Genomic DNA, 23,650 nt, shown 5'->3' on the forward strand with positions numbered 1-23,650 from the left:
GATCTCCCGCACAGGAGGCCGGTTCAGTCGCCCACGGTGGCCGGACCGCGCTCGGACAGCCGCCGCCACTTCTCCTGGACGACGACCTCGCGCAGCCGCCAGCCGTCACCGGTGCGCAGCAGCCCGAAGTCGTACCGGCCGCCGCACACGAGGTCCGGCGCCGCGGAGCCGCCGGGGCCGGCGAAGCACATCGGATTGACGTAGTCGGCCCGCACCCGGGCGGTGTCCCCGGTGTCGTGCTCCAGGATCCCGAACCGCACCTGGCGGTTGACGATCAGATGCTGGCGCATGGCGAACAGGGCCAGGCTCTCGGCGAGCCAGGCGACGACCCGCTCGGCGTCGCCCTCGATGCCGCCCGCCGAACGGTAGTCGGCCCGCCCGTCCGCCGTGAACAGCCTCCGGTACGCCGCCCAGTCGCCGTCGTCCACCGCCACCGCGTACGCGGTGACCAGGTCGTCCACGGCCAGCCGGTCCCTCACCGTCGCGAACTCCGCACGCTGCGTCATCGGCACAGTCTTGGGCACGACGGTCGCGGAGCCAAGAGGTCCGGGTGAATATTCGGTGGTGCGGGCCCGTCCCGGCAGCCGAACCTGTCCCTGTGAACGATCAGTCCATCGCAACCGAACCCACGTTCCGCGTCCGCGCCCGGCACACGGACGCCACGGTCACCGTGTACCAGGCCTACCGCCCGCAGATCGGCGGCCCCGCGGCCCGCACCGGACGCTTCCCGTCCGCCTGGAAGCGGGACCGGATGACCTGGATCAAGCGGTGCTCATAGCCTTTTGCCATGGCTGAAGACGACGGGAACCAGCCGACGGACGCCCAGTTACGGCGAGCCCTCCGGGCCGGACAAACAGTCGGCACGCAGCGGACCAAGAGGCACCAGTCCGACTGGTCTGGGGAGTCCGCGGCGACCTACTGCCGTGTCTCTCATGTGAACGACGACGACCAGACCGGCGTGGAGCGCCAGGAGCGCATCTGCCGTGACGTGGCCGAGCGCCTGGTGCTGACCGTCGCCGGAGACCAGATCTTCGTGCAGAACCACCGGTCGGCGTGGCAGGCAAGCGCAAGCGCCCGGGATGGGACGCCCTTCTCGCCGAGGTTGACCAAGGCCGCATCCGCCACGTCCTCACGGACCACCCCGACCGGTTCATGCGTCAGCCACGCGATCTCGAAGAGGTGATGCAGATCGCCGACGACCACGACATCACGTTGTACGGCCAGGCGAACCGACACAATCTCGCGGATCCTGATGACCGGTTATTCCTTCGCATCGAGGTGGCGCATGCGTGCCGCTCCAGCGACGACACCTCGCGCGATTCCATGGTCGACCGCGCTCAGGAGGGAAGGCCGCACACCGGCAGGCGCCGCCACGGGTACGACAAGACCGGCATGGAGATCATCCCCGAAGAGGCGGCCATCGTGCGCGAGATCTTCACTCGCTACCTCGACAGCCGCCACGTCGCCGGCATCCGTGTCTTTCGGGGCGAGGAGATCACTCGAAGGCGCGTTCACTGCCTGGCTGGCAGATCAGCGGAAACGCCCATATGGCTGGGAAGTTCTAGCTCTAACGTCATCGTCACTGGCTGCGCCTCCGGGGCCCGAGCTGGGGGGCGGGTCTCGGACCTTGCGTTGGACCTCGTGGCCTGCCGTGCCACCAGCGCCGTGATCAAGCTGGCAATGGCAGTGATCAAACCTGAGATTGCACCTACGATCGGTGCAAAAGCTGGTGCGACCCCAGACCCGCGACCAGCGTTCTTGACCGTCAGAGGCAGCAGCTTCTCGCCGGTCGGGTCGATTTTCGAGGCACCAACAGGTGTACGGCCAAGCCAGGCCTAGTCTTCGCCGAGAAGAGGTTCGCTGTCGGCCGGCGAGGAGGTACTTGGGGCAAGAGGCTCGAAGCGTGGATCATGGAGGGGTGAAGAAGTCGACCAATGAGGCGGCCCCAGTGGAACAACGGAGGCGTGCTCCAGGGCTCCCCCCGTACCAACAAGCCATGCGGGACCGGCTCCTCGCTGCCCCTGTGGTGCCGGCGCCCGAACCCTGGCGGCCCGTCTTCGAGTACGAGTACGGCGTCCCCGTCGGTGGACTGCTCGGAATCGGCTTCGCGACCCACCCGGACAGCGGCCACGACCTTGTGATGGTTGTCTCGCATGACGGTCACGGCCTCTTCGACGCCGTTACGGGGGAAAAGATTGCCCGGGACCGTGACCCCGACCCGGACGAGCACACTCCGGACGCATCCACTGACCTGTCATGCCCTGGGCTTGGTCCGATCGCCGGCAGCAGGGTGCGCATAGCCGGGCTCTTCGGTGGAGGATTTCATACCGTTACCGCGGACAGTTGGACCCTGGAGGTCGTCACTCCGGCCTGGCCCAATGCCCGGGTACTGCTGTCCCGGGACGGAGGATTGCCTCACGCGGGTCCGCATGGAGAGGGGTGGTGGCACATCTTCCACGCCAGCTACTCCGAGTTCCGAGCTGCCGGCTTTTCTCCCTCAGGTCAGACGATTGCCGTTGCGACGAGCAGCGATCTGTCTCTGTGGACACGCAGGCCGGTCTGATCCCGGCCTGGCCCCACAATGGGTTTGTGAGCACGGCTTGACATGATCATCAAGCCGCGTTCACGAACCTCTTCCGGATCACCGCAGTCTCCGGACTCAAGCGCGGATGGCCTACTCCACCTCGATGCCGTAGTCCTTGACGAGTTCCTCCAGGCCGCCCGTGTAGCCCTTACCGCCGAGGACGAAGTCCCAGTCCCCGTTGGGCCTGCGGCGGAAGGAGCCGAGTACCAGGGCGGTCTCGCGGGATCTGCCGTCGGAGACCTCAAGTCTTCCGAGTTCGGTCATCCCAGGATCGAGAAGCCGGATACATGCGTTTGTGAAGCCGGAGAGGTCGGCGTCCGGGTTGACCTCTGGGTCGATGGCGGCCACGAGAACGAATCGGTCAGCCTCAGTCGGCAACGAGTCGAAGGAGACGGAGATCGCGGCCTTGTCGGGTGCATCGGCGGGACGAGCGCGCACGGTACCGTCCGGCGTCTGCGGGTTGTTGAAGAAGACGAAGTGATCATCACTGAGGACCCGGTTGCCACGGCAGACGAGAGCACACACATCCAAGGCAACACTTCCGGTCCACGACATGCCCAGGACGTTGTAGTCGTCGGGAAGTCGAGGCTCCGGAACGGACGACGCCGACTGCGCTCCTTCAGGGTGGGCACCACTGCCCAGGCGCCCGGGGAGCCCATGGCGATGCAGCAGGTCGACGAGCTCCGTTCCTGAGATCAGTTCCAGCGGTTTGCCGTTGGCGAAGGTGTGTGAGCCAGGGCCGAACCCTGACGTCGTCACGAGCACACCCTTGTTGGCGCCAGCGTCCTGCATGGTCCCGTACAAGTCACGTACAGCGGTGGGTGGCACCGTGTGGCGGTAGCGCTTCACCTGCACGACGATCTTTCCGCCTCGGATCGGTGTCGGGTCCAGCGCGTCGACGTCCACCCCTCCGTCGTTCGAGCGTCGGGTGGTGACTGCCTGCATTCCCATGGCCCGGAAGAGACCGGCAACGAGATTCTCGAAGGCGATCGGATCCATCTCGTACAGGTCAGGGTCCTCGGCGCTGCCATGCGTGACGACACGGTTCCCGACCTCCTGCGGTCGGCGACTCGGCCGCACCGGAGTGAGTTGGTCGGGACGAGCCGAGAGTTGCCCCCGCAGAGCATCAGCCAGGCAACTGCAGGAGTCCACCTGTGCCAAGTGCAGGTCGCGGAACGTCGAGCGCGGTGCCATGACGGTCGCCAGGTAGATGTGGCCCGGTCGGCCCGTCGTAGGGTCATGCCCATCCACAAACCCGTTCAAGGTCACCGACTTGAGTGCGCCCAGCTCATCCGCGGCGAAGAGTTCGTGAAGGACGAGCAGCATGCACTGCGCGAGGACCTCCCGGTAAAGAGTCCGGCGCTGACCTACTGGCCGGGGAGTCTCCTTGTCCTGATCCAGGCTGGGCATGTACCGAACAGACTTGACCTCAGGGGCGACGCCGTAGGCGGGCAGCTCCCAGTCCAGCACCAACTGTCCGGCTCTCGAGTCATAGGCCGCTGCCACCTGGCGTGGGAATCCCTCCGGCCACGCAGTCGACGCGTAGAGGGCAGCGGAGAAGTACTCGACCACAGCATCGGGATCGCGGCGCCTCACTCCTTCGGTCAGTTCGACGACGCCGGCGTTGTGTCGGCGCACATCGGCGACCTGGGCGTCGGCCCACTGCTGGTACTCCCGCTGGTACGACGCCAACTGTTGCTGCCGCTGTGTCTCCGCCGCCTGGGCCGCGTGCCAGTCCCGCTCGAAGCGCGCCCGAACTTCGGCCTGGGCCTGCGCTCGGCGACCGGCAGTCCACCCGCTCTGCGTCTGATAATGATCAAAGTTTGGCATGGGCACGGGCTGCGCCAGTGGTCCTGGGGCGAACGGCTGGACTGCTTCAGAGCGCATGAGCGAGGTGGCCCTGAAAGCCGGAGCCTGACAGCCCGAGGCGAGAAGACCTTGCAGCGACGCAACCTGTGCGTCCAGCTCCTCAGTGCGACGTAGTGCCTCTGCCTGCCTGTATTCGCGGTGACTCTGGGCAGCTCGCCGTTGGTAGGCCCGTGCTTGCTGTTCATCCTGTCTCCGTCGTCTGGCTTCGGCCTCCATCTGTCGCTGCTGCTGCCGCTGCATCTCAGCCCAGACGCCGACCAACCCACTAGAACGACGACTCATGTGCTGCAGGCCCTCCCCAAGGCGCTCTGGTTGTCCCCACAACCAGTTGTAACGGAACGACTCTAGCCAGCGATGACCGTCTCGCATATCCACTCGGCAAGAGAACCCACTCATCTGTCTGCGCCGGTCAACCTGACTGAGGAGTAACCGCGGACGTGCCCTCCGCCGCGCCGCTCATGCCTGAGTGCGGCGATCCGACTGTGGCTGGGATGCAGCCGCCGAGTGCTCAGACCGCGCAGGTTGGGCGCATATCGAGCCAACCTGCGTGCCTACGACTTGGCAGGCCAGGCGCTTGGGCCTAGTCCCTGCCAGCACCGGGATTGGGGGGACGATGGCGCGCAAGAAGTCTCTGACGGCTCAGTTGGTCCAGGCGTACCGCGATGCACAGAAGGCCAAGGAAGCCGAAGCCAAGCGCCAGCAGCAGCTACGGAAGCGGGCGGTTCGGGCCGCTGAGCAGGAGCGGAAGCGCCAGGAACGGGACCGTGCGCGCCAAGAGCGGGAGCAGGCTCAGGAGTGGGCTCGAACCCAGAAGGCCGCGGAGCGGGAGCGCCTGGCGCAAGCTCGGGCAGTTGAGCAGGTTGAGCGTGACTTGGCCAAACGCGAAGCAGCACGGGCCCGGCAGACTGAGGCGAAGAAGAAGGCCGCACAGCGGCAAGCGGCTGGACAGGAGCGTCTTGCCAAGCAACAGGCTGCCCAGGAGATGCGGACCCAGGCCGAGCGCCGAACGGCGGAGGTGCAGCAGAGGGTCGGAGAGCTGAACTCTGTTCTGTCTGTCCCGTACGCTCCGTCACCCGCTCGGCGGGAGCAGGTGGAAACGGCACTCGCTCAGGGCGATCCCGAGGCACTCACCAGTGCTGTGGAGGCTGCTCTGGCCGACGCTGCCTACCTTGAGGGCTTGCGTGACGAGTGGCGATGCGCGTTCGTCCCGGAGACACGGGAGTTGCTCTTGGAGGTGGACCTACCGGGACAGTCGGTCATACCGACCGCGGCTGCGTACCGGTACAAGGCGTCGACCCCGCCGGCTGTGACCGTCCAGCCGCGCAAGGAAGCTGAGATCAAGCAGATGTATCGGCTGCTGGTCGCTCGCCTGTCTCTACGCGCGATCAATGAAGTGCTCACGCTGACTCCGGCAGCCTTGGTGGACGTGGTGGCCTTCAACGGCCATGTGAACGCAAAGAACCGCGCCACTGGCAAAGCGATCCGCCCTTGCCTCGTCAGCGTGCGCGCGTCCAGAGAGACGGTGCGTGACCTTGTTCTGGACGAGCCTGAGCTCGACCCGGTCGCATGTCTACGGCACCTCAATGCTGTCGTCTCACAGCACCCCTACGACCTTGAACCCGTCCGCCCTGTCGTCACCTTCGACCTCACGAAGTACAAGTGGGGGCCAGACATCGACGTCGTTGCCGGGCTCGACCACCGCCCCGACCTCATGGAACTCGACCCGATCGAATTTGAGCACCTCGTTCGGCGCCTGTTCGAGGCCATCGGCCTCAAGGCCTGGGTGACCCAAGCGTCCCGCGACGACGGTATTGACGCTGTCGCCACGAACGAGGACCCCATCGTCGGGGGACTCTGCATCATCCAGGCCAAGCGCACGCGCAACGCCGTGCCTGCCGACACCGTGCGCGCTCTCGCCGGTGTCATGCATGACAAAGCCGCAGCCAAGGGCATCATCGTCACCACGGCGTGGTTCGGTAAGGCCAGCAAGGACTTCGCCTACCGCACCGGTCGCATGGAACTTATCGACGGCCGTGGGCTCAAAGCTCTCCTCCTGGAGCATCTGGGAATCGATGCGCTCATCAGCCTGCCCAAGACTCCGCCCGGCTGGGGATCCGTGATTAGCGCTGACCGCTGAGCCACTTACGCCAGGCCCGCGTCTGCCGACGGGGCCTGTGGCGGGCGTATGTGTGATTCCAGCCATTTCTGACGGTCGGCATGGACGCCTGCGTGATGCTCGGGAGGGTTCTCGGGACGGGCAAGCGATGGGCGGCGAGCCGCTACGCATGGCTTCTCGATTCCAGAGAGAGCGGGGGGTGGAGTGGGCCGCCTGCCTCTACGGTCGCAATCAGGACATCAACTCGCTTGCATGTAGGGGCTGTTGTGTGCGTTGGGGCGGTAAAGTGCTCTAGCTGCTCGGTGACTGCCGACGGTTGGAGACGAGAGCAGGGGGATGCACATGCAGTGCTTAGGCCACGAGGGTTCCACCCCGTGGTTGCCAGGCGTGTGCCGCACAGGCGATGCGCTTTGGCTACGACCTCAGTGCGTAGGCATTGGTCGTCCGGCTGGCATGTGTATTGAACCCTGCAAGATCCGGACACCGATGTTCTGACAGAACTCGGAAGGATCATCGTTGTCAGGTCAGGTTCCGGTGTGTAACCACCGGGTCTATGAAGTCGTGATCGTCTTTCTCGTATCCGTGGTCGCGGGTCTGGTGGCCGGCCTCCTCTGGGCCGCTCTTGGCATGTCGCCGGTGTCGGTGGTAGGGACTGGGGCTGCGGTCTTCGCCGGGGCGTTTGGGCTCTGCATGACGGCCGTGGCTTACGTGAAGAAGCAGAGTAACTAGCGCTGCGTGGGGGCGGTTCTACATGAGCCGCCCCCACGCGCTTGTGTGTTCACGCCAGGGTGAGGCGAGCAGGTCGATCTGTCGCGGAAAGGGTTGTGAACGCTGTTTGACCTGGATCAAGCCGTCCTTCCTGTGGATGATGTACCGCTGCGGCTGGGGCACCAAGGAGGGCCAGGAGACCGTCCTCGCCGTCGATATCGACCGTGCGGGCTTCGAATGGGCCCTGAGGCACGCCTGTCTGTCCCACTACGTGCCGGCCCTGCACGCGGACCAGGCCGCCTGGAAGCGGGAGTTGCGGCGCAGCCCGGCCAGTGTCCAGTGGGACCCGGAGCGGGATCTGCACCACAACCCGCTGCCGTACCGGTCCTTGCAGCTCGGCCTCGCCGGGGAGGCGGCGGCCCGGTACGCGGACGAGTGGATCGTCGGCATCGAGGACGTCACTCCGCTGGCGACGGAGATCCACGCGCTGGTGCGGGCGGGTGAACTGGAGCGGGCGAGCGGGCTGTTGCCCGAGGAGACGCCGTATCCGGTGGCCGACGAGGTGCTGGCGCATCTGCGGGCCTAGGCAGGGCCTGTGCCCGCTTGGGTGGGGTGCCGGTGAACCCGTCAGGCCGCCTCGATGACCTGCTCGCGGATCGCCGCGGCCCACTCGATCACCAACAGCTCGTACTCCGTGCGCTCCTGGGCCGACAGGGTGCCGCCCGCGCGCAGCCACAGCGCCCGGATCTGCTCGTTCACCTCGGCAGCAGACCGCACGGAACCAGGGGGCAGGGAATCGGGGGACATGCCGACAGAGTAGGGGGAAGAACTGACCGTGCGCTACCGCGTGGCTACGCAGAAGGTATGGGGTTGGTCACCGTCGCCGGGCCGTCATGCGTTCGTAGCCGCGAAGTGCCGTGCGCCCATGGGGTGTTGCCCAGGTCGCGGGCGGTCCGCCGGAGTGCGGAAGATGTCCGAAACAGGGGCGGTGGGACGGGCCGTCAGCCCGCCGACTCCGCCGCGTGCGGGCTCAGTACGCCCGCGCCGACCAGGGCGATGATCAGGATGCCGAGGGCTATGCGGTACCAGACGAACGGCATGAAGCTCTTGTTGGAGATCCACTTCATGAACCATGCGATGACCGCGTAGCCGGAGGCGAAGGCGATCACCGTGGCGAAGAGGGTGGGTGGCCAGTCCACGTGGCCCTCGCCCAGTGAGTCCTTCACCTCGAAGGCGCCGGAGGCGAGGACGGCCGGGATGGCGAGCAGGAAGGAGTAGCGGGCCGCGGCCTCACGCCTGTAGCCCATGAACAGGCCGCCGCTGATGGTCGCGCCGGAGCGGGAGACGCCGGGGACGAGGGCGCACGCCTGGCAGAGGCCGAAGATCAGGCCGTCCTTGATGCCGAGGTTCTCCAGCGTCTTGCGCTGCTTGGGTGCGCGGTGCCGGCCGCCGGTCTCGTCGCGGGCCGCCATCCGGTCGGCGATGCCGATGATCACGCCGATGACGATGAGCATGGTGGCGGTGATCCGCAGATCGCGGAACGGTCCCTCGATCTGGTCCTTCAGCGTCACGCCCAGCACGCCGATCGGGATGGAGCCGACGATCACCAGCCAGCCCATCTGCGCGTCGTGGTTGTGCCGCATCGCCTTGTCGAACAGCGAGCGGAACCAGGACGTGATGATCCTGCCGATGTCCTTGCGGAAGTAGATCAGGACGGCGGTCTCCGTGCCGATCTGCGTGATCGCGGTGAAGGCCGCCCCGGGGTCCTTCCAGCCCGAGAACGCGGCGGTCAGCCGCAGGTGGGCACTGGAGGAGACGGGCAGGAACTCGGTCAGCCCCTGGACGAGTCCGAGGACGAGGGATTCAAACCAAGACATGAAGGTGTGGCGTCCAAGCGCTGAGGCGGTGAAGAGGTGATCATGTGACGAGGGAAGAGTAGCGGGCCCCGCTGACAGCCCGGCAACAGGGGCCGGACGCCGGCACACCAGCTCCCGCGACCTTGTGCGGCTCCCGGCATGCGCTTGCTTCCGGCTCGCCCCCGCCTCGCGCCTGCTTCCGGCTCGTACCGCTTCGGCTCGCGGCCGCGTCCGGCTTGTGCCGCTTCGGCTCGCGCCTGACTCCGGCTCGCGCCTGACTCCGGCTTGTGCGGCTTCCGGTCCGCACTCGCTTCCGGTCCGCACTCGCCTCCGGCTCGCCCCGTCACCGGTCCCCTCAGGCGGCCGTCTGTTCCGGTTTCGGTCCGGTCGCGCGGCTGTCGGTCGCGTCATCGACCCGCCTGGGCGGCCGTCCCGCTCGTCGTCGGTCGGCTCGCGGGGCTGTCGGTCCCGTCATCGGCCCCCACCGACCCGTCCACGCGGCCGTCACCCCCGCCTCCGGCCCGCTCCCCTCATCGGCCCGGGGCTGCGCGGCTGTCGGTCCCGTCCTTGGCCCGGCCCCTTCGCGAGGTCACTCCCGCCTCCGGCCCGCTCAGGTGGCTGTCTGTTTCGCTTCCGGTCCGCCGGCGAGGCTGGCGGTCTCGTCATGGGCCTGCCTGGGCGGCCGTCCCGCTCGTCGTCGGTCGGCTCGCGCGGCTGTCGGTCCCGTCATCGGCTCGTTCGTGCGGGCCATCGGTCCGCCATCGGCCCGGCCCGCTCACGCAGCAGTCGGTCCCGCTTCCCGCCTGTTCACGCAGCCGTAGGTCCCGTGAGCGTCCAGCCCGGGGCCTGGGGGTGGGCCGTGAGGTCCTCGTGGCGTACGGGGTCGCCGCAGGCCTGGCAGGTGACCACCGGTACCAGTTCGTTGCCGCAGGCGTGCTCGACCGCCATGGGGAGGTCGGTGCCCTTGCGGAGGTGGCGGTCGCCCCAGTCCTTGAGGGTCATCAGGACCGGCTCCAGTTCCAGACCCGCCTGCGTGGGCCGGTACTCGAAGCGCTGCGGGCGCTCGCTGTAGACCCGCTTGGTGAGGATGCCGGCCTCCACGAGCCGGCGCAGGCGGGCGGCCAGGATGTCGCGCGGGGCGCCGACGTTGCGCACGAGCTGGTCGAAGCGGCCGTTGCCCAGAAACACCTCCCGCAGGACGAGCAGCGAGTACTTCTCGCCGACCAGCGCGAGGGCGTCGGCGATGGAGCAGGGGCGCGGGTGCTTGGTGGCAGCCATGCGGTCAGTCTAGAGGAGGGTTTGATTTTCCAACCCACCCGGCTATGGTGAGTTTGGATTTCCTACTCACCGGTAGCTCCCCATGGGAAGCCAGGGCGGCCAAGGAGGCCCGCACCATGCGAGACGCAGTCATCGTCGAAGCCGTACGCACTCCCGTCGGCAAGGGCAAGCCGAACGGCTCCCTCGCCCACGTCCACCCCGTGCAACTCCTCGCGCACACCCTGCGCACCCTGGTCGAGCGCTCCGGCGTCGACCCCACGCTGATCGACGACGTGATCGGCGGCACCGTCGACCAGGTCGGCGAGCAGGCCATGAACACCACCCGGTACGCCGTCCTCTCCGCCGGCTTCCCCGAGTCGGTGCCGGCGACCACCGTGGACCGCCAGTGCGGCTCCTCCCAGCAGGCCGTGCACTTCGCCGCGCAGGGCGTCATCTCGGGCGCGTACGACCTCGTCGTCGCCTGCGGTGTCGAGTCGATGAGCCGGGTGCCGATGTGGTCCAACGTGCCCGCCGGCAAGGACCCGTTCGGGCCCGGTGTCGCCGAGCGCTACCCGGAGGGCCTGGTCCCGCAGGGGATCAGCGCCGAACTCATCGCCGCCAAGTGGTCCCTCACGCGCGCGCGGATGGACGAGTTCGCGGTCTCCTCGCACCACAAGGCCGCCGCCGCGTGGGAGGCCGGCTTGTTCGACGCGGAGGTCGCGCCGCTGGACGGCGTCACCCGCGACGAGTGCGTACGGCCCGGCAGCACCCCGGAGATCCTCGCCGGCCTCAAGCCCGCCTACTACGACCCCGGCTTCGCCGAGCGCTTCCCGCAGATCGAGTGGAACGTCACCGCGGGCAACGCGAGCCCGGTCAACGACGGCGCCTCCGCCGTGCTGATCACCTCCAGCGAGACCGCGGCCCGGCTCGGCCTGCGCCCGCTGGCCCGGCTGCACAGCTTCGCCGTGACCGGCTCCGACCCGCTGCTCATGCTCACCGGGGTCATACCGGCCACCGAGAAGGTGCTGCGCCGGGCCGGGCTGACCCTCGACGACATCGACCTGTTCGAGATCAACGAGGCCTTCTCCAGCGTGGTGCTCGCCTGGCAGCAGGAGACCGGCGCCGACCTCGCCAAGGTCAACGTGCACGGCGGCGCCATCGCACTCGGCCACCCGCTCGGCGCGAGCGGCACCCGGCTGACCACGACCCTGGTGCACGCGATGCGCGAACGCGGTGCTCGCTACGCCCTGCAGACCATGTGCGAGGCGGGCGGTCTCGCCAACGCGATGATCCTGGAAGGAGTCTGAGTCCCGGGAGTCCCGGGACCGCTGGTCCGCGGACCGGTCACCAGGCCATGAGCCGTCCGGCGGCGGCGACCAGTTCGTCGGTCGCCGCGATGGCGGCTTCGCGGCGGGCGGCCAGCTCGGTGTGATCGCCGGCGTCGCGGATGCCGAACGCGGCCAGGGCGGCCCTGCGGGCCGGTTCGGCCAGGGACGGTTCGAGGACGGAGACCGAGACCAAGGGGGCGGTCACGGCGGAGCGGGTGGCGTGGGACACCGCCCGGGCCGCCTCCACGGCGTCCTGGCCCGCGCCGTTCAGGACGAGGTCCTCGCGGTGCCACAGGGCCCGCCGATGGTCACCCAGGGCCGCCACCAGTTCGCCGAGCGCCACGCGCAGCGCCTCCGCCCTCCGCTCGCCGCGGGCGGCCCGCTCGCGCCGGATCTGGAGCAGCCCGGTGAGCGCGCCGCCGAGCAGGGTGCCGGCCACGGCGATGATGCTGGACCACATCGGAAAGCCCTCCTCGGCGGTAGGCGCGCCCGCTCACCGGCCGCGCAGCTGGTGACGCCTGCGCCAGGCCACCACGGTGCCCGCCAGCGCCGGTACGGCGATGCAGGCCATCGCGATCAGGAAGGCGGGGGACGTCGGTGCCGAGGCGCGGGCGCCGGCGACCGCGTAGGCGGCCGTGTTCGGGATCGAGCCGAGGCCGGTGGCCAGCAGGAAGGGCAGCCAGCCCATGCGGGAGACGGCCGCGCAGTAGTTCGCCGCCGAGAACGGCACCCCCGGGAAGAGCCGGACGGCCAGCATGGAGCGGAACCCGTGCCGGCTGAGCTGCCCGTCGGCCGCCTTCAGCCAGCGGCCCCGCAGCAGCGGGCGCAGCGCCTCCTGCCCGAGCACCCGGCCCAGCCCGAACGCCACCCCGGCCCCGAGCACCGTGCCCGCGAGCGCCGTCGCCAGCCCCAGCTGCGAGCCGAACAGCGCGCCCGCGGCCAGGTTCAGCAGGGGGCGCGGGACGAACGCCACGGTGCACAGCCCGTACACCGCCGCGAACACGACGGCCGCCGCGGCCCCGCCGAGCTGCTCCGGCCCGCCGTGCGTCAGCAGCCGCTGCGGCTCGAACAGCAGCACGCAGCCGGCCGCGCCGGCCAGCAGCGCGAGCAGCAGGGAGAGCCGGGCGTACGGGGAGAGCAGCACCCGGGTGCAGGCGGACGTGAACCCTCGGCCGCGCAGCGGGGACACGGGGACGGCGAGCTGTGTGGCGGCGGCCCGGGGAGAGGCCGTGGCGGTGCCAGAGCGGTTGGCATCGAGCATCCGAAGACAGTAACCGACACCCTTGTGTGATCGCCGTATGTCCTGAACTCGTCCTGAACTCGCTTACCGCGAAAAACCATTCGACGCCGGGCAAACCGTCGGCGATGATCTACCGCATGTTCCGGTACGCCTTCCTCCTCGCAGCATCCGCGGTCGCGGATGCCCCGAAGGCTGCCGTACCGCTCCTCGTGGCCGCTGTCGACGGCGCCCGAAGCTGACCCTCCCCGGATCGTCCGGCGGACCCCGCAGGGGGAGGGTCGGCCGGTCCCGGGGGTCCCGCATTCCAGCACGGCCGGAGAGGCTTCGAGGTACAGCCATGTCCAAAACCGCCTACGTGCGCACCAAGCCGCACCTGAACATCGGCACCATGGGTCATGTCGACCACGGCAAGACCACCCTGACCGCCGCCATCACCAAGGTCCTCGCCGAGCGCGGCACCGGCACGTTCGTGCCGTTCGACCGCATCGACCGCGCCCCGGAGGAGGCGGCCCGCGGCATCACCATCAACATCGCGCACGTCGAGTACGAGACCGACACCCGGCACTACGCCCACGTCGACATGCCGGGCCACGCCGACTACGTCAAGAACATGGTCACCGGGGCCGCGCAGCTCGACGGGGCGATCCTCGTCGTCTCCGCGCTCGACGGGATCATGCCGCAGACCGCCGAACACGTGCTGCTCGCCCGGCAGGTGGGCGTCGACCACATCGTGGTCGCGCTGAACAAGGCCGACGCCGGGGACGAGGAGCTGACCGACCTGGTCGAGCTGGAGGTCCGCGACCTGCTCACCGCCCAGGGGTATCCGGGCGACGCCGTACCCGTCGTACGCGTCTCCGGGCTGAAGGCGCTGGAGGGCGACCCGCGCTGGACGGCGTCCGTCGAGGCGCTGCTCGACGCGGTGGACACCTACGTGCCGATGCCGGAGCGGTATCTGGACGCGCCGTTCCTGCTGCCCGTCGAGAACGTGCTCACCATCACTGGGCGGGGCACGGTCGTCACGGGCGCCGTGGAGCGGGGCACGATCCGCGTCGGGGACCGGGTGTCGGTGCTCGGCGCGGAGACCGAGACCGTGGTCACCGGGCTGGAGACCTTCGGCAGGCCGATGACGGAGGCGCAGGCCGGGGACAACGTGGCGCTGCTGTTGCGGGGCGTGCCACGGGACGCCGTACGGCGCGGGCACGTGGTGGCCGCGCCGGGCAGTGTCGTGCCCCGTCGTCGCTTCACCGCGCGGGTGTACGTGCTGTCCGGGCGCGAGGGCGGTCGTACGACACCGGTGTCGACGGGGTACCGGCCGCAGTTCTACATCCGCACCGCGGATGTGGTCGGGGACGTCGACCTCGGGGAGGCGGCGGTCGTGCGGCCCGGTGAGACGGTGGAGATGACCGTCGAACTGGGGCGGGACGTGCCGCTGGAGCCGGGGCTCGGCTTCGCCATCCGCGAGGGCGGGCGGACCGTGGGAGCGGGGACGGTGACGTCGGTGGAGTGAGGCGGGGCGCGTCACAATGAACGGGTGACAGAGCAGATACCCGTTTCCCGTACCACCGATCACGGCACGGCCAAGCTGATGCCCGATGTCGACCGGGAGCGGGCCTGGCTGCTCACGGTCGACGGGGCGCCGCAGTCGTACGTCGACCTGGACGACCCCGCGTACCTGGAGTTCGAGTACGCGCGGCGGCTGGGGTACGTGCTGGACACCGTGGCCGAGGCCGGGCGGGCGCTGGACGTGGTGCACCTCGGCGGGGGAGCGCTGACGCTGCCCCGGTACGTGGCGGCCACCCGGCCCGGCTCCCGGCAGGACGTCGTCGAGGCCGACCGGGGGCTGCTGGAACTCGTCACCGAGCAGCTGCCGCTGCCGGCGGGCTCGGGCATCGCGCTGCACGCGGCCGATGCCCGGGCCTGGCTGGAGGACGCGCCGGACGACCATGCCGATGTGCTGATCGCCGACGTGTTCGGCGGGTCCCGGGTGCCCGCGCACCTCACCACGCTCGACTACGTCCGCACGGCCGAGCGGGTGCTGCGGCCCGGCGGGGTCTACCTGGCGAACCTCGCCGACGCGGCGCCGTTCGGCTTCCTGCGGTCCCAACTGGCCACGCTCGCGGCGGTGTTCGCGGAGGTGACGCTGATCGCGGAGCCGGCGGTGCTGCGCGGGCGGCGGTTCGGCAACGCGGTGGTCGTGGCCGCGCACCGGCCGCCGGACATCGCCGCGCTGGCCCGGCGCACCGCGTCGGACGCGTTTCCGGCGCGAGTCGAACACGGCGCGGCGGTACGGGAGTTCATCGGCTCGGCCCGGCCGGTCGAGGAGGCCGACGCCGTACCGTCACCCGAGCCCCCCGACGGGGCTTTCGGCATCGGCTGACGCGGGCGGTTCGCCGAGCGGCCGTCAGCCATTCAGCCCGCCGGACTCGCCCCGCCATTGCTCGGCACCGAACCTTGATCCAGGTGCAACCTGCGAGTCGGGGAGAGGAGCATGATCAAGGTGCTGCGAACGATGGCGACAGGTGTGGCTGTCGGTCTACTGCTGGCGGTCACGCCGACCGCTGCCCACGCCCGGAACATCGGCCATGGGGAACAGGCCCGCGCTCTCGACGCCGATCCCGGCGTCCTGGAAGACGTCCGAGGCCTGGTGGGCGCCCCGGTGAGCCTGTAGCCGGCCCCGGCCCCGGCCCGCGCTCCGGCGGCCGGGACCGGGAGCCGGTCACTGCACGGTCGGGTCGCCGTGCAGCCGCACCGTGCTGAGGATCTTGTCGACGGTCGCGTCCGGCACTTCGTCCTTGACGCCCTTGGCGCCGTAGAACGTCCACGAGACGAAGCTGCCCGTGGAGTTCTTGAAGGCGAACGTGGTGGCCTTGCCGTCGGTGTCACACTTGTTCTTCTTCGGTACGCCGGTGACGTACGACGTCGCGACGCTGCCCTTGACGCCCGACGCGGTCGTGAAGGACTTGGCCTTGCCGATCCGCAGGTACTTCTTGGCGGCGTCCGACTGGTCGGTGTAGCCGCCGAACGCGAAGGCGGCCGAGTCGCCGCGGGCGGTACTGGCCGTGTCCTTGGCGCCGTTCTCGCCCTTCGTGCCGCTGCCCCCGAGCGCGTGCGACTCCTCCGTGCCGTTCTTCTCGGAGGTGCAGTAGTCCGGCTTCAGGAAGCTGGTGCCGGAGAAGCCGATGTACGCCGAGCCGTCCCCCTTCTGCTGGTCCTCGAAGAAGGAGAAGACGCCGGGGCGCTGCACCTCCCAGTCGGCCGGTACGTCGAAGGCCGTGCCGTACTTGGGATTGACCACGACCTTCCAGCCGGCGACCGTCGGCTTCTCCGTCTCGCCGGAGCGCGGGTTGTCGCCCCCGGACGAGGTGGGGGAGGCGGACGAGGTGGCGGTCGGCGACGGGCTCGTGTGCTGTCCGCCCTTGCCGTTGTCCGCCTTGTCGTCCTTGTCGTCGCTCGATCCGCCCAGCACCAGATAGCCGGTCACCGCGGCGGTGACCACGACGGCCGTGGCCGCGATGATCGCGATCAGCTTCGTACGGCCGCCACCGCCCCCGCCCCGCGGCGGCTCGGGCGCGGCGGGGGGCTGCCCCCACTGCGGCTGCTGTCCGTACGGGCCGGGCTGCGCCTGCTGTCCGTACGGGGCGCCCTGCGGATGCTGCTGGTATCCGGGCTGCTGGTACGGGTTCGGCTGCTGGTAACCCGGCTGCTGGTACGGGTTCTGCTGCGGATGCTGCTGCGGGTTCTGCGCGCCCCCTGGCGGCTGCTGATCTGGCCACATGGCCCGTAACCCTAGTGTGCTTCTCTGGCCAGACTCTGCTACCCATGAGTAACATCGCTTCCATGAGCGCAGACCAGATGTCGATCGGCGAGATGCTCGCCGCCACCGTGCCCATGGCCCGGACCCTGAACCTGGAGTTCCAGGAGGCCACGCCCGACAAGGCCGTGGTGTCCCTGCCGGACCAGAGCGCGTACCACAACCACGTGGGCGGCCCGCACGCCGGCGCCATGTTCACGCTCGGGGAGTCGGCCAGCGGCGCCATCGTGCTGGCCGCCTTCGGGGACCAGCTCTCGCGCGCCGTGCCGCTCGCCGTGCGCGCCGAGATCGCCTACAAGAAGCTGGCGATGGGAGCCGTCACCGCGACCGCGACCCTCGGCCGCCCGGCCGCCGAGGTCGTCGCCGAACTGGACGCGGGGCAGCGCCCCGAATTCCCGGTGTCGATCGAGATCCGGCGCGCGGACGGCGCCGTGACCGGCGAGATGACCGTGCTGTGGACGCTCCGGCCGACCGACCAGGGGAAGTGAGTCCCGAGACCGGCCGCCGCGCCCCGCTCCCGATGACACCGGGGGCGGGGCGCTGTGGTGCGGGGCGGTTCATCGAACGGCGATGACGTTGGTGGCCTTCGCGCCGACCACCTCGAAGACGACCCGCTGACCCTCGCGGGTGGTCTGCGCCTCCATGCCGGAGAAGGGGCGCCGTGCACCGTCCTCGTCGGCGATGATGCCCATGCCGTCCGCCTTGTTGTAGACGGCGATCGTTCCGAGCGGCATCGTCTCTTCCTCCGTGGGTTGGTCGTGACGTCACTGATCTCCCCCGGTGAGCAGAGCATCACGCAACGTGCCCGGCAGGGGAAGGGCGCATCGGTGCGTCGGCCACGGTTTGACCGGAAGTCAGCGTGACCCGGCCGCCGGCGCCTCGGCGCCCGTTCGCCTGCCCGAACTACCCGCGGGGCGGGGCGGTTTGAGCGTGTCACTTCTGGTTAGGGGCCCGAAAGAAGCACCTGTGCAAGAAGTGGAACGAGACGAGGGGCTTGCGTGGTGTCTCAAGGGGCGCTGGTACATGCTTGATGCTCTTGGGCTTGATCCCGTGACCGACGTCGTCTACCGGGCGATGCTGGAGCATCCCGACGACGGTGTCACCGAACTCCGCGGCCGGACCGGCCTCACCGAGAGCGCCGTACACGCCGCGCTCGACCAGCTCAGCGAGATGGCGCTCATCCGGCCCGCGAGCGGGGACGGGCAGCGCCTGCACGCGGTCAGACCGCACCTGGCCATGCAGATCCTGCTGGCCCGCAAGCAGGCCGAAGTCGCCGCCCAGCAGCAGCAACTGGAGGAGACCCGGGCCGCCGCGGTCAGGCTGATCTCGGAGTTCGCGGGCGAGGACACGGACCCGCCCGGGGAGGATGTGGAGCATCTCAGAGGGCTGGACAACATCCGTGACCACTTGGCGGTGATGAACAGGACCGTCGAGTCCCAGCTCATGACGTTCGCGCCGGGAGGGCCGCAGACTCCCGACAACATGCGCAACTCGCGGCCGCTGACCCAGGAGTTGCTGGGGCGGGGCGTCGCCATACGGACCATCTACCTGGACAGCATCCGCAACGACCCGGCCACGGTCGCGCACGCCGAGTGGCTCACCTCCGTCGGCGTCCAGGTGCGGGCCGTGCCGTCCCTGCCCAACCGGATGATCATCGCGGACCGCCGCGTCGCCATCGTCGCCACGGACAGTGACGACACCGCGGAAGGGGCGGTCGTGATCCGCACGCCCGGCGTGCTGGCCACGCTCTGCTCCCTGTTCGAGACGACCTGGCAGGCGGCCGAGCCGTTCACCGCCGTCCGGCCTCCCGCCGAGGAGGCGCTCACCCGCCAGCAACACGAGGTGCTGCGGCTCCTGGCCCAGGGGGCGACCGACGAGACGATCGCCAAGCGGCTCGGGGTGTCACCCCGTACGGCACGGCGCATCTCCACCACCCTCATGGCCCGCCTCGGTGCGCGCAGCCGTTTCCAGGCCGGCGTCCACGCCGCGCAGAGAGGGCTCTTCGGCAACTGATCGGCGGCCCCCTCTTTCGCACGGAATTCCGGTGAACAGGTCCGCCGAATCCGCCGATTTCCCTGGACTGTTCCGCCCTTGGCCTGAACCGTCCAGCGGTAACGGATCGTGAGACTATATCGAACGCGACATAGTCGACGAATGCTTCTCGTTCATCTCACGCTCGATCCGCCTCCGTGCGGTGAGCTGCTGCCCCCCGACATCGGGGGCCTGATCCGGGCCTGTGCCGCCTGCGAGGACGGACTGGAGCACGTCGTCGTCCACGCGTCGGCCAGGCCGCGGCCGGTCATCGGCGTGTTCCTGTGTCATGCCGACCTCATGAGCGCCGAGGCCGCGGCGGAGCGGCTGTGGTCGCGCGCCGTGGCCTGCCGGCCCCGGCTCGCGGCCTGGCGGTTGCTGCGGGCCGAGGTGCCTCTGCTGCGGCCCGAAGTCCTGCGGCGGGAAGGCGGACTCACCTGAAGCGGCCTGAAGAGGTCAGGGACGGTTCTGTCCACCGAACACCACTTTCCCCGCTGGTGGTAACGGCCAAGAATCTTTCTCGTCGGGAAAACGAAATCCACGACCGAGAGGAATCGGACCATGCGTAGTCGCCTCCTTTCCGTCCTTTCCATCCTTTCCGCCGGCGTATTCGCCATGGCCGTCGTCCTGGCGTCGGCCGGCGAACCCGGCTGGCAGTGACCGCCCTATGAACGTCGCGGAAGCCCGTATCCAGGGCAACACGGTGACCGCCCTCGCCGAGGAGTTCGGCACCCCCTTGTTCGTCTACGACGCCGACGTGCTGGAGGACACCTACGGCCGGCTGCGGAAGCTGCTGCCCGAGACGGTGGACGTCTTCTACTCCCTCAAGGCCAACCCCAACGTCAGCGTGTGCGCGTTCCTCGGCGCGCAGGGCGCCGGAGCGGAGGTCTCCTCGCACACCGAGCTGGTGACCGCGCTGCGGGCCGGGGTCGCTCCCGAGGACATCATCTTTCTCGGACCCGGCAAGGACGCCCGGGAACTGGCGGCCTGTGTGGACGCCGGAATCCATGCCGTGGTCTGCGAATCGCTGGAGGAACTGCGGCAGCTGGACGAGCTGGTGGCGGCCGGAGGAGCCGCGGACGGTTCGGAGGGGGAGCGCGGGCCGATCTCGCCGTTCCCCGTACTGCTGCGGGTGAACCCGTCGTTCGGCAGCAAGGGGTCGGGGCTCGCCATGGGCGGCAAGCCACGGCAGTTCGGCATCGACGAGGAAGAAGTGCGCCGGGCCAAGGACACCCTGGCGGACCTGCGGCACCTGCGCGTCAAGGGCGTGCACGCCTACATGGGCACACGGTTCCTGCACCACGCGGACGTCGTGCACAACACCGCCGGGATCCTGGCCATGGCCGAGGATCTCGCAGGCCGGCTGGGCGTCCCGCTGGAGACCGTGGACTTCGGCGGCGGTCTGGGAGTCGCGTACTTCGAGAACGAGGAGGACCTCGATCTCGACGCGCTCGGCGCGGGCATGCGCGAGGCGGTCGCCCCCTTCGCCGCACGTCACCCGCACTGCCGGCTGATCATGGAACTCGGCCGGTTCCTCACCGCCGACGCCGGAACCTATGTCGTACGCGCCCGCTACGTGAAGCAGTCCAGAGGCGAGTGGTTCGTCGTCGCGGACGGCGGCACCAACCACCACATGGCGGCGGTCGGCATCGGCAGCTTCGTCAAGCGGAACTTCCCCGTGACCCATCTCGGCCGCCCCGCGGACGCCCCCGAGCGTTCCTACACGCTGACCGGGCCGCTGTGCACGCCGAACGACGTGGTCGCCAAGAAGGTGCCGCTCCCGGAGGTCGTCCCCGGGGACCTGCTGGGCGTGGCCCGCTCGGGAGCCTACGGCCCGACGGCCTCCCCGGGCCTCTTCCTCAGCCACGGCTTCCCCGCCGAGGTGCTGGTCCACCGCGGCCGGGCCCAGCTGATCAGGGAGCGGGACTCGACCGAGGACATGCTGGCCAAGCAGCGCCTGGTCGACCTCGATGGCGAGGACGCGCCTTGACGGACGCGGCGGACGGCACCCTCCGCATCGGCGTGGACGTCCTGGACCGCACGGAACTGCGCCGTCTCCTCACCCGGCCGTGGTTCATGCGCCTCAGCTACGCCCCCGAAGAGGTGCGGCTGGCCGACCGCATGGGAGAAGAGCGCCGGCTGGAGTTCCTGGCCGGACGCTTCGCCGCCAAGGAAGCCGTGGTGAAGGTGCTGGGCACCGGACTTCTGCGCGGTGTCGCCCCACGGGACATCTGCGTGGACCGGGCCGACGACGGAGCGCCCGTCGTCGTCCTGCGCGGCCGCGCGGCCACCCTGGGCCCGGCCGCCATCGAACTGTCCATCACCCACAAACACAACGTGGTCGCCGCCGTGGCCCTCGGAGTCGTCACGCCGGCGGGCCCGCCCCCTGCCAGAACGCTCAGAGAGGACGATGCCCCCATGTCCCTGGCGGACACCCAGGACGAGGCCACGACAACCGCCTTCCTCCGCGTACGCATCGGCCAGGAGGACGCCCATTACGGCGGCGGCCTGGTGGACGGCGCGCACGTCCTGCGGCTCTTCGGCGACCTCGTCACCGAGATCACCGCACGGACGGACCAGGACGAGGGACTGCTGTCCGAGTACTCCTCCGTCCGCTTCCTCGCCCCGGTACGGCCCGGTGACTACATCGAGGCCCGAGCCCGGCTGGTGCGCGCCACCCGGCTGCGCCGAGTGGTCGAACTGGAGGCGCACAAGGTCATCGAGTCCCGCCCGGCCGACGGGCCGAGCGCCGTACAGATCCTCAGCCCCCCACGGCTGGTGTGCACGGCGACCGCCACGACGGTGATCCCGATGCGGAAGGCCGCGGCGAGGGCACCGGGCACCGTCGGCAGCCCCGGCGCTGCCGCGCCGCGCACCGCCACCGCACCCGGGCCCCTCCCGGCGACCACCGCGAAGGAGTCGTGATGACCTCATCGCCCGTGCTGCTGCACGACCTGCTCGACCGTGCCGCCGAACGCGCCCCGCGGGCCGGCGCGCTGAGCACCACCGGTGCCTCCCTCACCTACGAGGAGTTCGCCCGCGCCAGTGTCCGGCTGGCCGGACGACTGCACGAGCTGGGCGTGCGCGCCGGCGACCGCGTCGTGGTGAGCGCCGCCGACGGACTGGGCACGGCCGTGCTCGTGTTCGCCGTCTCCCGGCTGGGCGCCGTCTTCAGCGTCCTGCACGAGGAGGTGCGCGGCGGTCCGCTGGAGCACGTCCTGCGCGACTGCGAACCCGTGCTCCTCGTCTCCGACGACCCCGGCGCGGGCCGGACCGCCGACGCGCACGGCGTCGCCTTCCGGCACCTCACCGACCTCGTCCGGGACGCCCTCGACCAGCGGCAGCCCGCCCCGGCCGCACCACCCGAGGACCCGGGGACGCTGGCCGTCGACCCGGTCTGCCTCATCTACACCTCGGGGACGACCGCGCTGCCCAAGGCGGTGGTGAGCACCCACCAGCAGGTGCTGTTCGCGGCATCGGCGATCCACGACTGCCTCGCCTACCGCGCCGACGACATCATCTTCTGCCCGCTGCCGCTCTCCTTCGACTACGGCCTCTACCAGCTCTACCTCGCCGCGCTCAGCGGAGCCCGGATCCACCTGGGCACGGCCGCCGAAGCCGGTCCGCCGCTGCTGCGCCACCTTGAGCGGACCCGGGCCACCGTGCTGCCCGGCGTGCCCTCGATCGCGGACCGGCTGGCCTGGCTGGTCCGCCGCAGCCCCGACAGCCTCCGTCACCTGCGCCTGCTCACCAACACCGGCGCCGCCCTGTCGGAGAGCACCCTGAGCGCCCTCAGGCAGGCCCTGCCGCGGTTGCGGGTCCAGGTCATGTACGGGCTCACCGAGTGCAAACGCGCGGCGATCATGCCACCGGACGGCGATCTGGAGCACCCCGGATCCTGCGGATACCCGCTGCCCGGCACCAGGATCCATGTGATCGACGACGACGGACGGCGGCTGCCGCCCGGCGAGATCGGACAGATCGTCGTCCGCGGCCCGCACGTCATGGCCGGCTACTGGCGGCGCCCGGAACTCAACGCCGAGCGTTTCCCCCGCGTCGACGGCCTCTTCCCGGAACTGCGCACCGGCGACTACGGCTGGGTGGACGACGAGGGCTTCCTGTACTTCTCCGGTCGCCGCGACGACCTGTACAAGGAGCGCGGTTTCCGGATCAGCGCGACCGAGGTCGAGGCGGCGGCGCACCGGGTGGAGGGCGTGACCTCCGCGGCCGTCCTCCCGCCGGCCGGCCGGCGCGGCGCGGTCCTCGTCGTGGTCGGTGACGGCGTCAGCGCCGACGCGGTGCGCGAGCAGATGCGGCAGCACATCGAGCCGTTCAAGATTCCCCGGCGCTGCCTGCGGACCGATGCCCTGCCCACGAACGGCAACGGCAAGGTCGACCGGAAGAAGCTGGCCGCCTGGGCCGAGGCGGCCGACAACCCCACCCTCTCCGCGAAGTGACGAGCCAAGGAGGATCACTGATGGACCGTGAGGCGATTGTGCGGGCGCTCGAAGCCGCCCTGACCGATGTGCTGGAGCGCCCGGTCACGGGGCTGAGCGGCGAGGTCAGGCTCTTCGACGACCTGCACCTGGACTCCACCACCATGCTGGAGATGCTGATGGCCCTGGAGAACTCCCTGGGCCTGATCGTCGACCCGGAGGAGCTGGACGCGGACGACTTCGAGTCGGTGGACACGTTCACCGCCTTCGTCGCGTCGACGCTGCGCAACCAGGTGCCGGCGTGACCATCACCCAGCCGGACCTCAGCGTCTTCGAGACCCTTGAGTCCGAGGTGCGCAGCTACTGCCGCGGCTGGCCCACCGTCTTCGACCGCGCGCGGGGCAGCCGGATGTA

General features: G+C 69.7%; 23 protein-coding genes and 2 pseudogenes. 16 read left to right on the plus strand and 9 right to left on the minus strand.

Going from position 1 to position 23,650, the window contains the following annotated elements:
• Positions 1-23: 23 nt before the first annotated feature.
• Positions 24-506 (minus strand): nuclear transport factor 2 family protein, encoded by a 483-nt coding sequence (locus ABZ937_RS38835; RefSeq protein ID WP_361699391.1) that lies wholly within the window; start codon positions 504-506, stop codon positions 24-26.
• A 92-nt stretch (positions 507-598) separates the two neighbouring features.
• Here ABZ937_RS38835 and ABZ937_RS38840 point away from each other — a divergent pair.
• The 3 genes and pseudogenes from ABZ937_RS38840 to ABZ937_RS38850 form a co-directional block, all read left to right on the plus strand.
• A pseudogene (locus tag ABZ937_RS38840) lies at positions 599-766 on the plus strand (DUF4291 family protein); the annotation flags it as partial.
• Between the two features lie 287 nt (positions 767-1,053).
• Positions 1,054-1,839, plus strand: coding sequence for a recombinase family protein (locus ABZ937_RS38845; protein ID WP_361699393.1), 786 nt, complete (start codon positions 1,054-1,056; stop codon positions 1,837-1,839).
• Positions 1,840-1,996: 157 nt separating this feature from the next.
• Positions 1,997-2,563 carry a hypothetical protein gene (locus ABZ937_RS38850; protein WP_361699394.1) on the plus strand — a complete coding sequence of 189 codons (567 nt, stop codon included), beginning with the start codon at positions 1,997-1,999 and terminating at the stop codon, positions 2,561-2,563.
• Between the two features lie 111 nt (positions 2,564-2,674).
• On the opposite strand, the gene ABZ937_RS38855 is transcribed toward ABZ937_RS38850, so the two are convergent.
• Entirely contained in the window at positions 2,675-4,735 is a 2,061-nt protein-coding gene (locus ABZ937_RS38855; RefSeq protein ID WP_361699396.1) for a restriction endonuclease, read from the minus strand.
• 331 nt (positions 4,736-5,066) lie between these two features.
• Between ABZ937_RS38855 and ABZ937_RS38860 the strand changes: the two genes are divergently transcribed.
• Together ABZ937_RS38860 and ABZ937_RS38865 are read left to right on the plus strand one after the other, a co-directional pair.
• Positions 5,067-6,590, plus strand: a complete 1,524-nt coding sequence (locus ABZ937_RS38860; RefSeq protein ID WP_361699398.1) for a restriction endonuclease — start codon at positions 5,067-5,069, stop codon at positions 6,588-6,590.
• Positions 6,591-7,404: 814 nt separating this feature from the next.
• Positions 7,405-7,863: pseudogene (locus tag ABZ937_RS38865) on the plus strand (DUF4291 domain-containing protein); the annotation flags it as partial.
• Positions 7,864-7,904: 41 nt separating this feature from the next.
• On the opposite strand, the gene ABZ937_RS38870 reads toward ABZ937_RS38865, so the two are convergent.
• The 3 genes from ABZ937_RS38870 to ABZ937_RS38880 form a co-directional block, all read right to left on the minus strand.
• Positions 7,905-8,084 carry a hypothetical protein gene (locus ABZ937_RS38870; RefSeq protein ID WP_361699400.1) on the minus strand — a complete coding sequence of 60 codons (180 nt, stop codon included), beginning with the start codon at positions 8,082-8,084 and terminating at the stop codon, positions 7,905-7,907.
• 194 nt (positions 8,085-8,278) lie between these two features.
• Entirely contained in the window at positions 8,279-9,154 is an 876-nt protein-coding gene (locus ABZ937_RS38875) for an undecaprenyl-diphosphate phosphatase (protein ID WP_361699402.1), read from the minus strand.
• A gap of 786 nt (positions 9,155-9,940) precedes the next feature.
• The gene (locus ABZ937_RS38880; protein WP_361699404.1) at positions 9,941-10,411 is read right to left on the minus strand and encodes a helix-turn-helix domain-containing protein; all 471 of its coding nucleotides are present in this window, start codon (positions 10,409-10,411) and stop codon (positions 9,941-9,943) included.
• A gap of 116 nt (positions 10,412-10,527) precedes the next feature.
• Here ABZ937_RS38880 and ABZ937_RS38885 point away from each other — a divergent pair, with 116 nt between their 5' ends.
• Positions 10,528-11,697 (plus strand): thiolase family protein, encoded by a 1,170-nt coding sequence (locus ABZ937_RS38885; protein ID WP_361699406.1) that lies wholly within the window; start codon positions 10,528-10,530, stop codon positions 11,695-11,697.
• A 37-nt stretch (positions 11,698-11,734) separates the two neighbouring features.
• Here the strand turns inward: ABZ937_RS38885 and ABZ937_RS38890 are convergent, their stop codons facing one another.
• Positions 11,735-12,178 (minus strand): protein kilB, encoded by a 444-nt coding sequence (locus ABZ937_RS38890; protein ID WP_361699408.1) that lies wholly within the window; start codon positions 12,176-12,178, stop codon positions 11,735-11,737.
• 33 nt (positions 12,179-12,211) lie between these two features.
• Complete coding sequence (locus tag ABZ937_RS38895; protein ID WP_361699410.1) at positions 12,212-12,979, minus strand: VTT domain-containing protein; 768 nt, start codon at positions 12,977-12,979, stop codon at positions 12,212-12,214.
• Between the two features lie 316 nt (positions 12,980-13,295).
• Between ABZ937_RS38895 and tuf the strand changes: the two genes are divergently transcribed.
• The 3 genes from tuf to ABZ937_RS38910 all read left to right on the plus strand — a co-directional run bounded on the left by tuf (position 13,296) and on the right by ABZ937_RS38910 (position 15,626).
• Entirely contained in the window at positions 13,296-14,465 is a 1,170-nt protein-coding gene (tuf, locus tag ABZ937_RS38900) for an elongation factor Tu (RefSeq protein WP_361699412.1), read from the plus strand.
• 24 nt (positions 14,466-14,489) lie between these two features.
• Positions 14,490-15,335 (plus strand): fused MFS/spermidine synthase, encoded by an 846-nt coding sequence (locus tag ABZ937_RS38905; RefSeq protein WP_361699414.1) that lies wholly within the window; start codon positions 14,490-14,492, stop codon positions 15,333-15,335.
• Positions 15,336-15,446: 111 nt separating this feature from the next.
• Complete coding sequence (locus ABZ937_RS38910) at positions 15,447-15,626, plus strand: hypothetical protein (RefSeq protein ID WP_361699416.1); 180 nt, start codon at positions 15,447-15,449, stop codon at positions 15,624-15,626.
• Positions 15,627-15,674: 48 nt separating this feature from the next.
• Here ABZ937_RS38910 and ABZ937_RS38915 read toward each other — a convergent pair whose 3' ends face one another.
• Positions 15,675-16,733, minus strand: a complete 1,059-nt coding sequence (locus ABZ937_RS38915; protein ID WP_361699418.1) for a hypothetical protein — start codon at positions 16,731-16,733, stop codon at positions 15,675-15,677.
• A gap of 62 nt (positions 16,734-16,795) precedes the next feature.
• On the opposite strand from ABZ937_RS38915, the gene ABZ937_RS38920 reads away from it, so the two are divergent.
• Positions 16,796-17,257 (plus strand): DUF4442 domain-containing protein, encoded by a 462-nt coding sequence (locus ABZ937_RS38920; RefSeq protein ID WP_361699420.1) that lies wholly within the window; start codon positions 16,796-16,798, stop codon positions 17,255-17,257.
• A gap of 69 nt (positions 17,258-17,326) precedes the next feature.
• Here the strand turns inward: ABZ937_RS38920 and ABZ937_RS38925 are convergent, their stop codons facing one another.
• Positions 17,327-17,503 carry a hypothetical protein gene (locus tag ABZ937_RS38925; protein WP_361699422.1) on the minus strand — a complete coding sequence of 59 codons (177 nt, stop codon included), beginning with the start codon at positions 17,501-17,503 and terminating at the stop codon, positions 17,327-17,329.
• A 316-nt stretch (positions 17,504-17,819) separates the two neighbouring features.
• Here ABZ937_RS38925 and ABZ937_RS38930 point away from each other — a divergent pair, with 316 nt between their 5' ends.
• The 6 genes from ABZ937_RS38930 (at position 17,820) to ABZ937_RS38955 (ending at position 23,541) form a co-directional block, all read left to right on the plus strand.
• Complete coding sequence (locus ABZ937_RS38930) at positions 17,820-18,782, plus strand: LuxR C-terminal-related transcriptional regulator (RefSeq protein ID WP_361699424.1); 963 nt, start codon at positions 17,820-17,822, stop codon at positions 18,780-18,782.
• Between the two features lie 141 nt (positions 18,783-18,923).
• Positions 18,924-19,241, plus strand: coding sequence for a hypothetical protein (locus ABZ937_RS38935; protein WP_361699426.1), 318 nt, complete (start codon positions 18,924-18,926; stop codon positions 19,239-19,241).
• Positions 19,242-19,467: 226 nt separating this feature from the next.
• On the plus strand, positions 19,468-20,790 hold the full coding sequence (locus tag ABZ937_RS38940; protein WP_361699428.1) for a type III PLP-dependent enzyme: 1,323 nt from the start codon (positions 19,468-19,470) through the stop codon (positions 20,788-20,790).
• Entirely contained in the window at positions 20,787-21,725 is a 939-nt protein-coding gene (locus tag ABZ937_RS38945; protein WP_361699430.1) for a 4'-phosphopantetheinyl transferase superfamily protein, read from the plus strand. Before ABZ937_RS38940 ends, ABZ937_RS38945 begins: the two co-directional genes overlap by 4 nt.
• Positions 21,725-23,257 (plus strand): class I adenylate-forming enzyme family protein, encoded by a 1,533-nt coding sequence (locus ABZ937_RS38950; RefSeq protein ID WP_361699432.1) that lies wholly within the window; start codon positions 21,725-21,727, stop codon positions 23,255-23,257. The genes ABZ937_RS38945 and ABZ937_RS38950 overlap by 1 nt, the downstream gene beginning before the upstream one ends.
• Before the next feature lie 20 nt (positions 23,258-23,277).
• Positions 23,278-23,541 carry a phosphopantetheine-binding protein gene (locus tag ABZ937_RS38955; RefSeq protein ID WP_361699434.1) on the plus strand — a complete coding sequence of 88 codons (264 nt, stop codon included), beginning with the start codon at positions 23,278-23,280 and terminating at the stop codon, positions 23,539-23,541.
• Positions 23,542-23,650: the final 109 nt, after the last annotated feature.

Source organism: Streptomyces sp. NPDC046727 (assembly GCF_040645635.1).
In the GTDB taxonomy this organism is placed as follows: Bacteria; Actinomycetota; Actinomycetes; order Streptomycetales; family Streptomycetaceae; genus Streptomyces.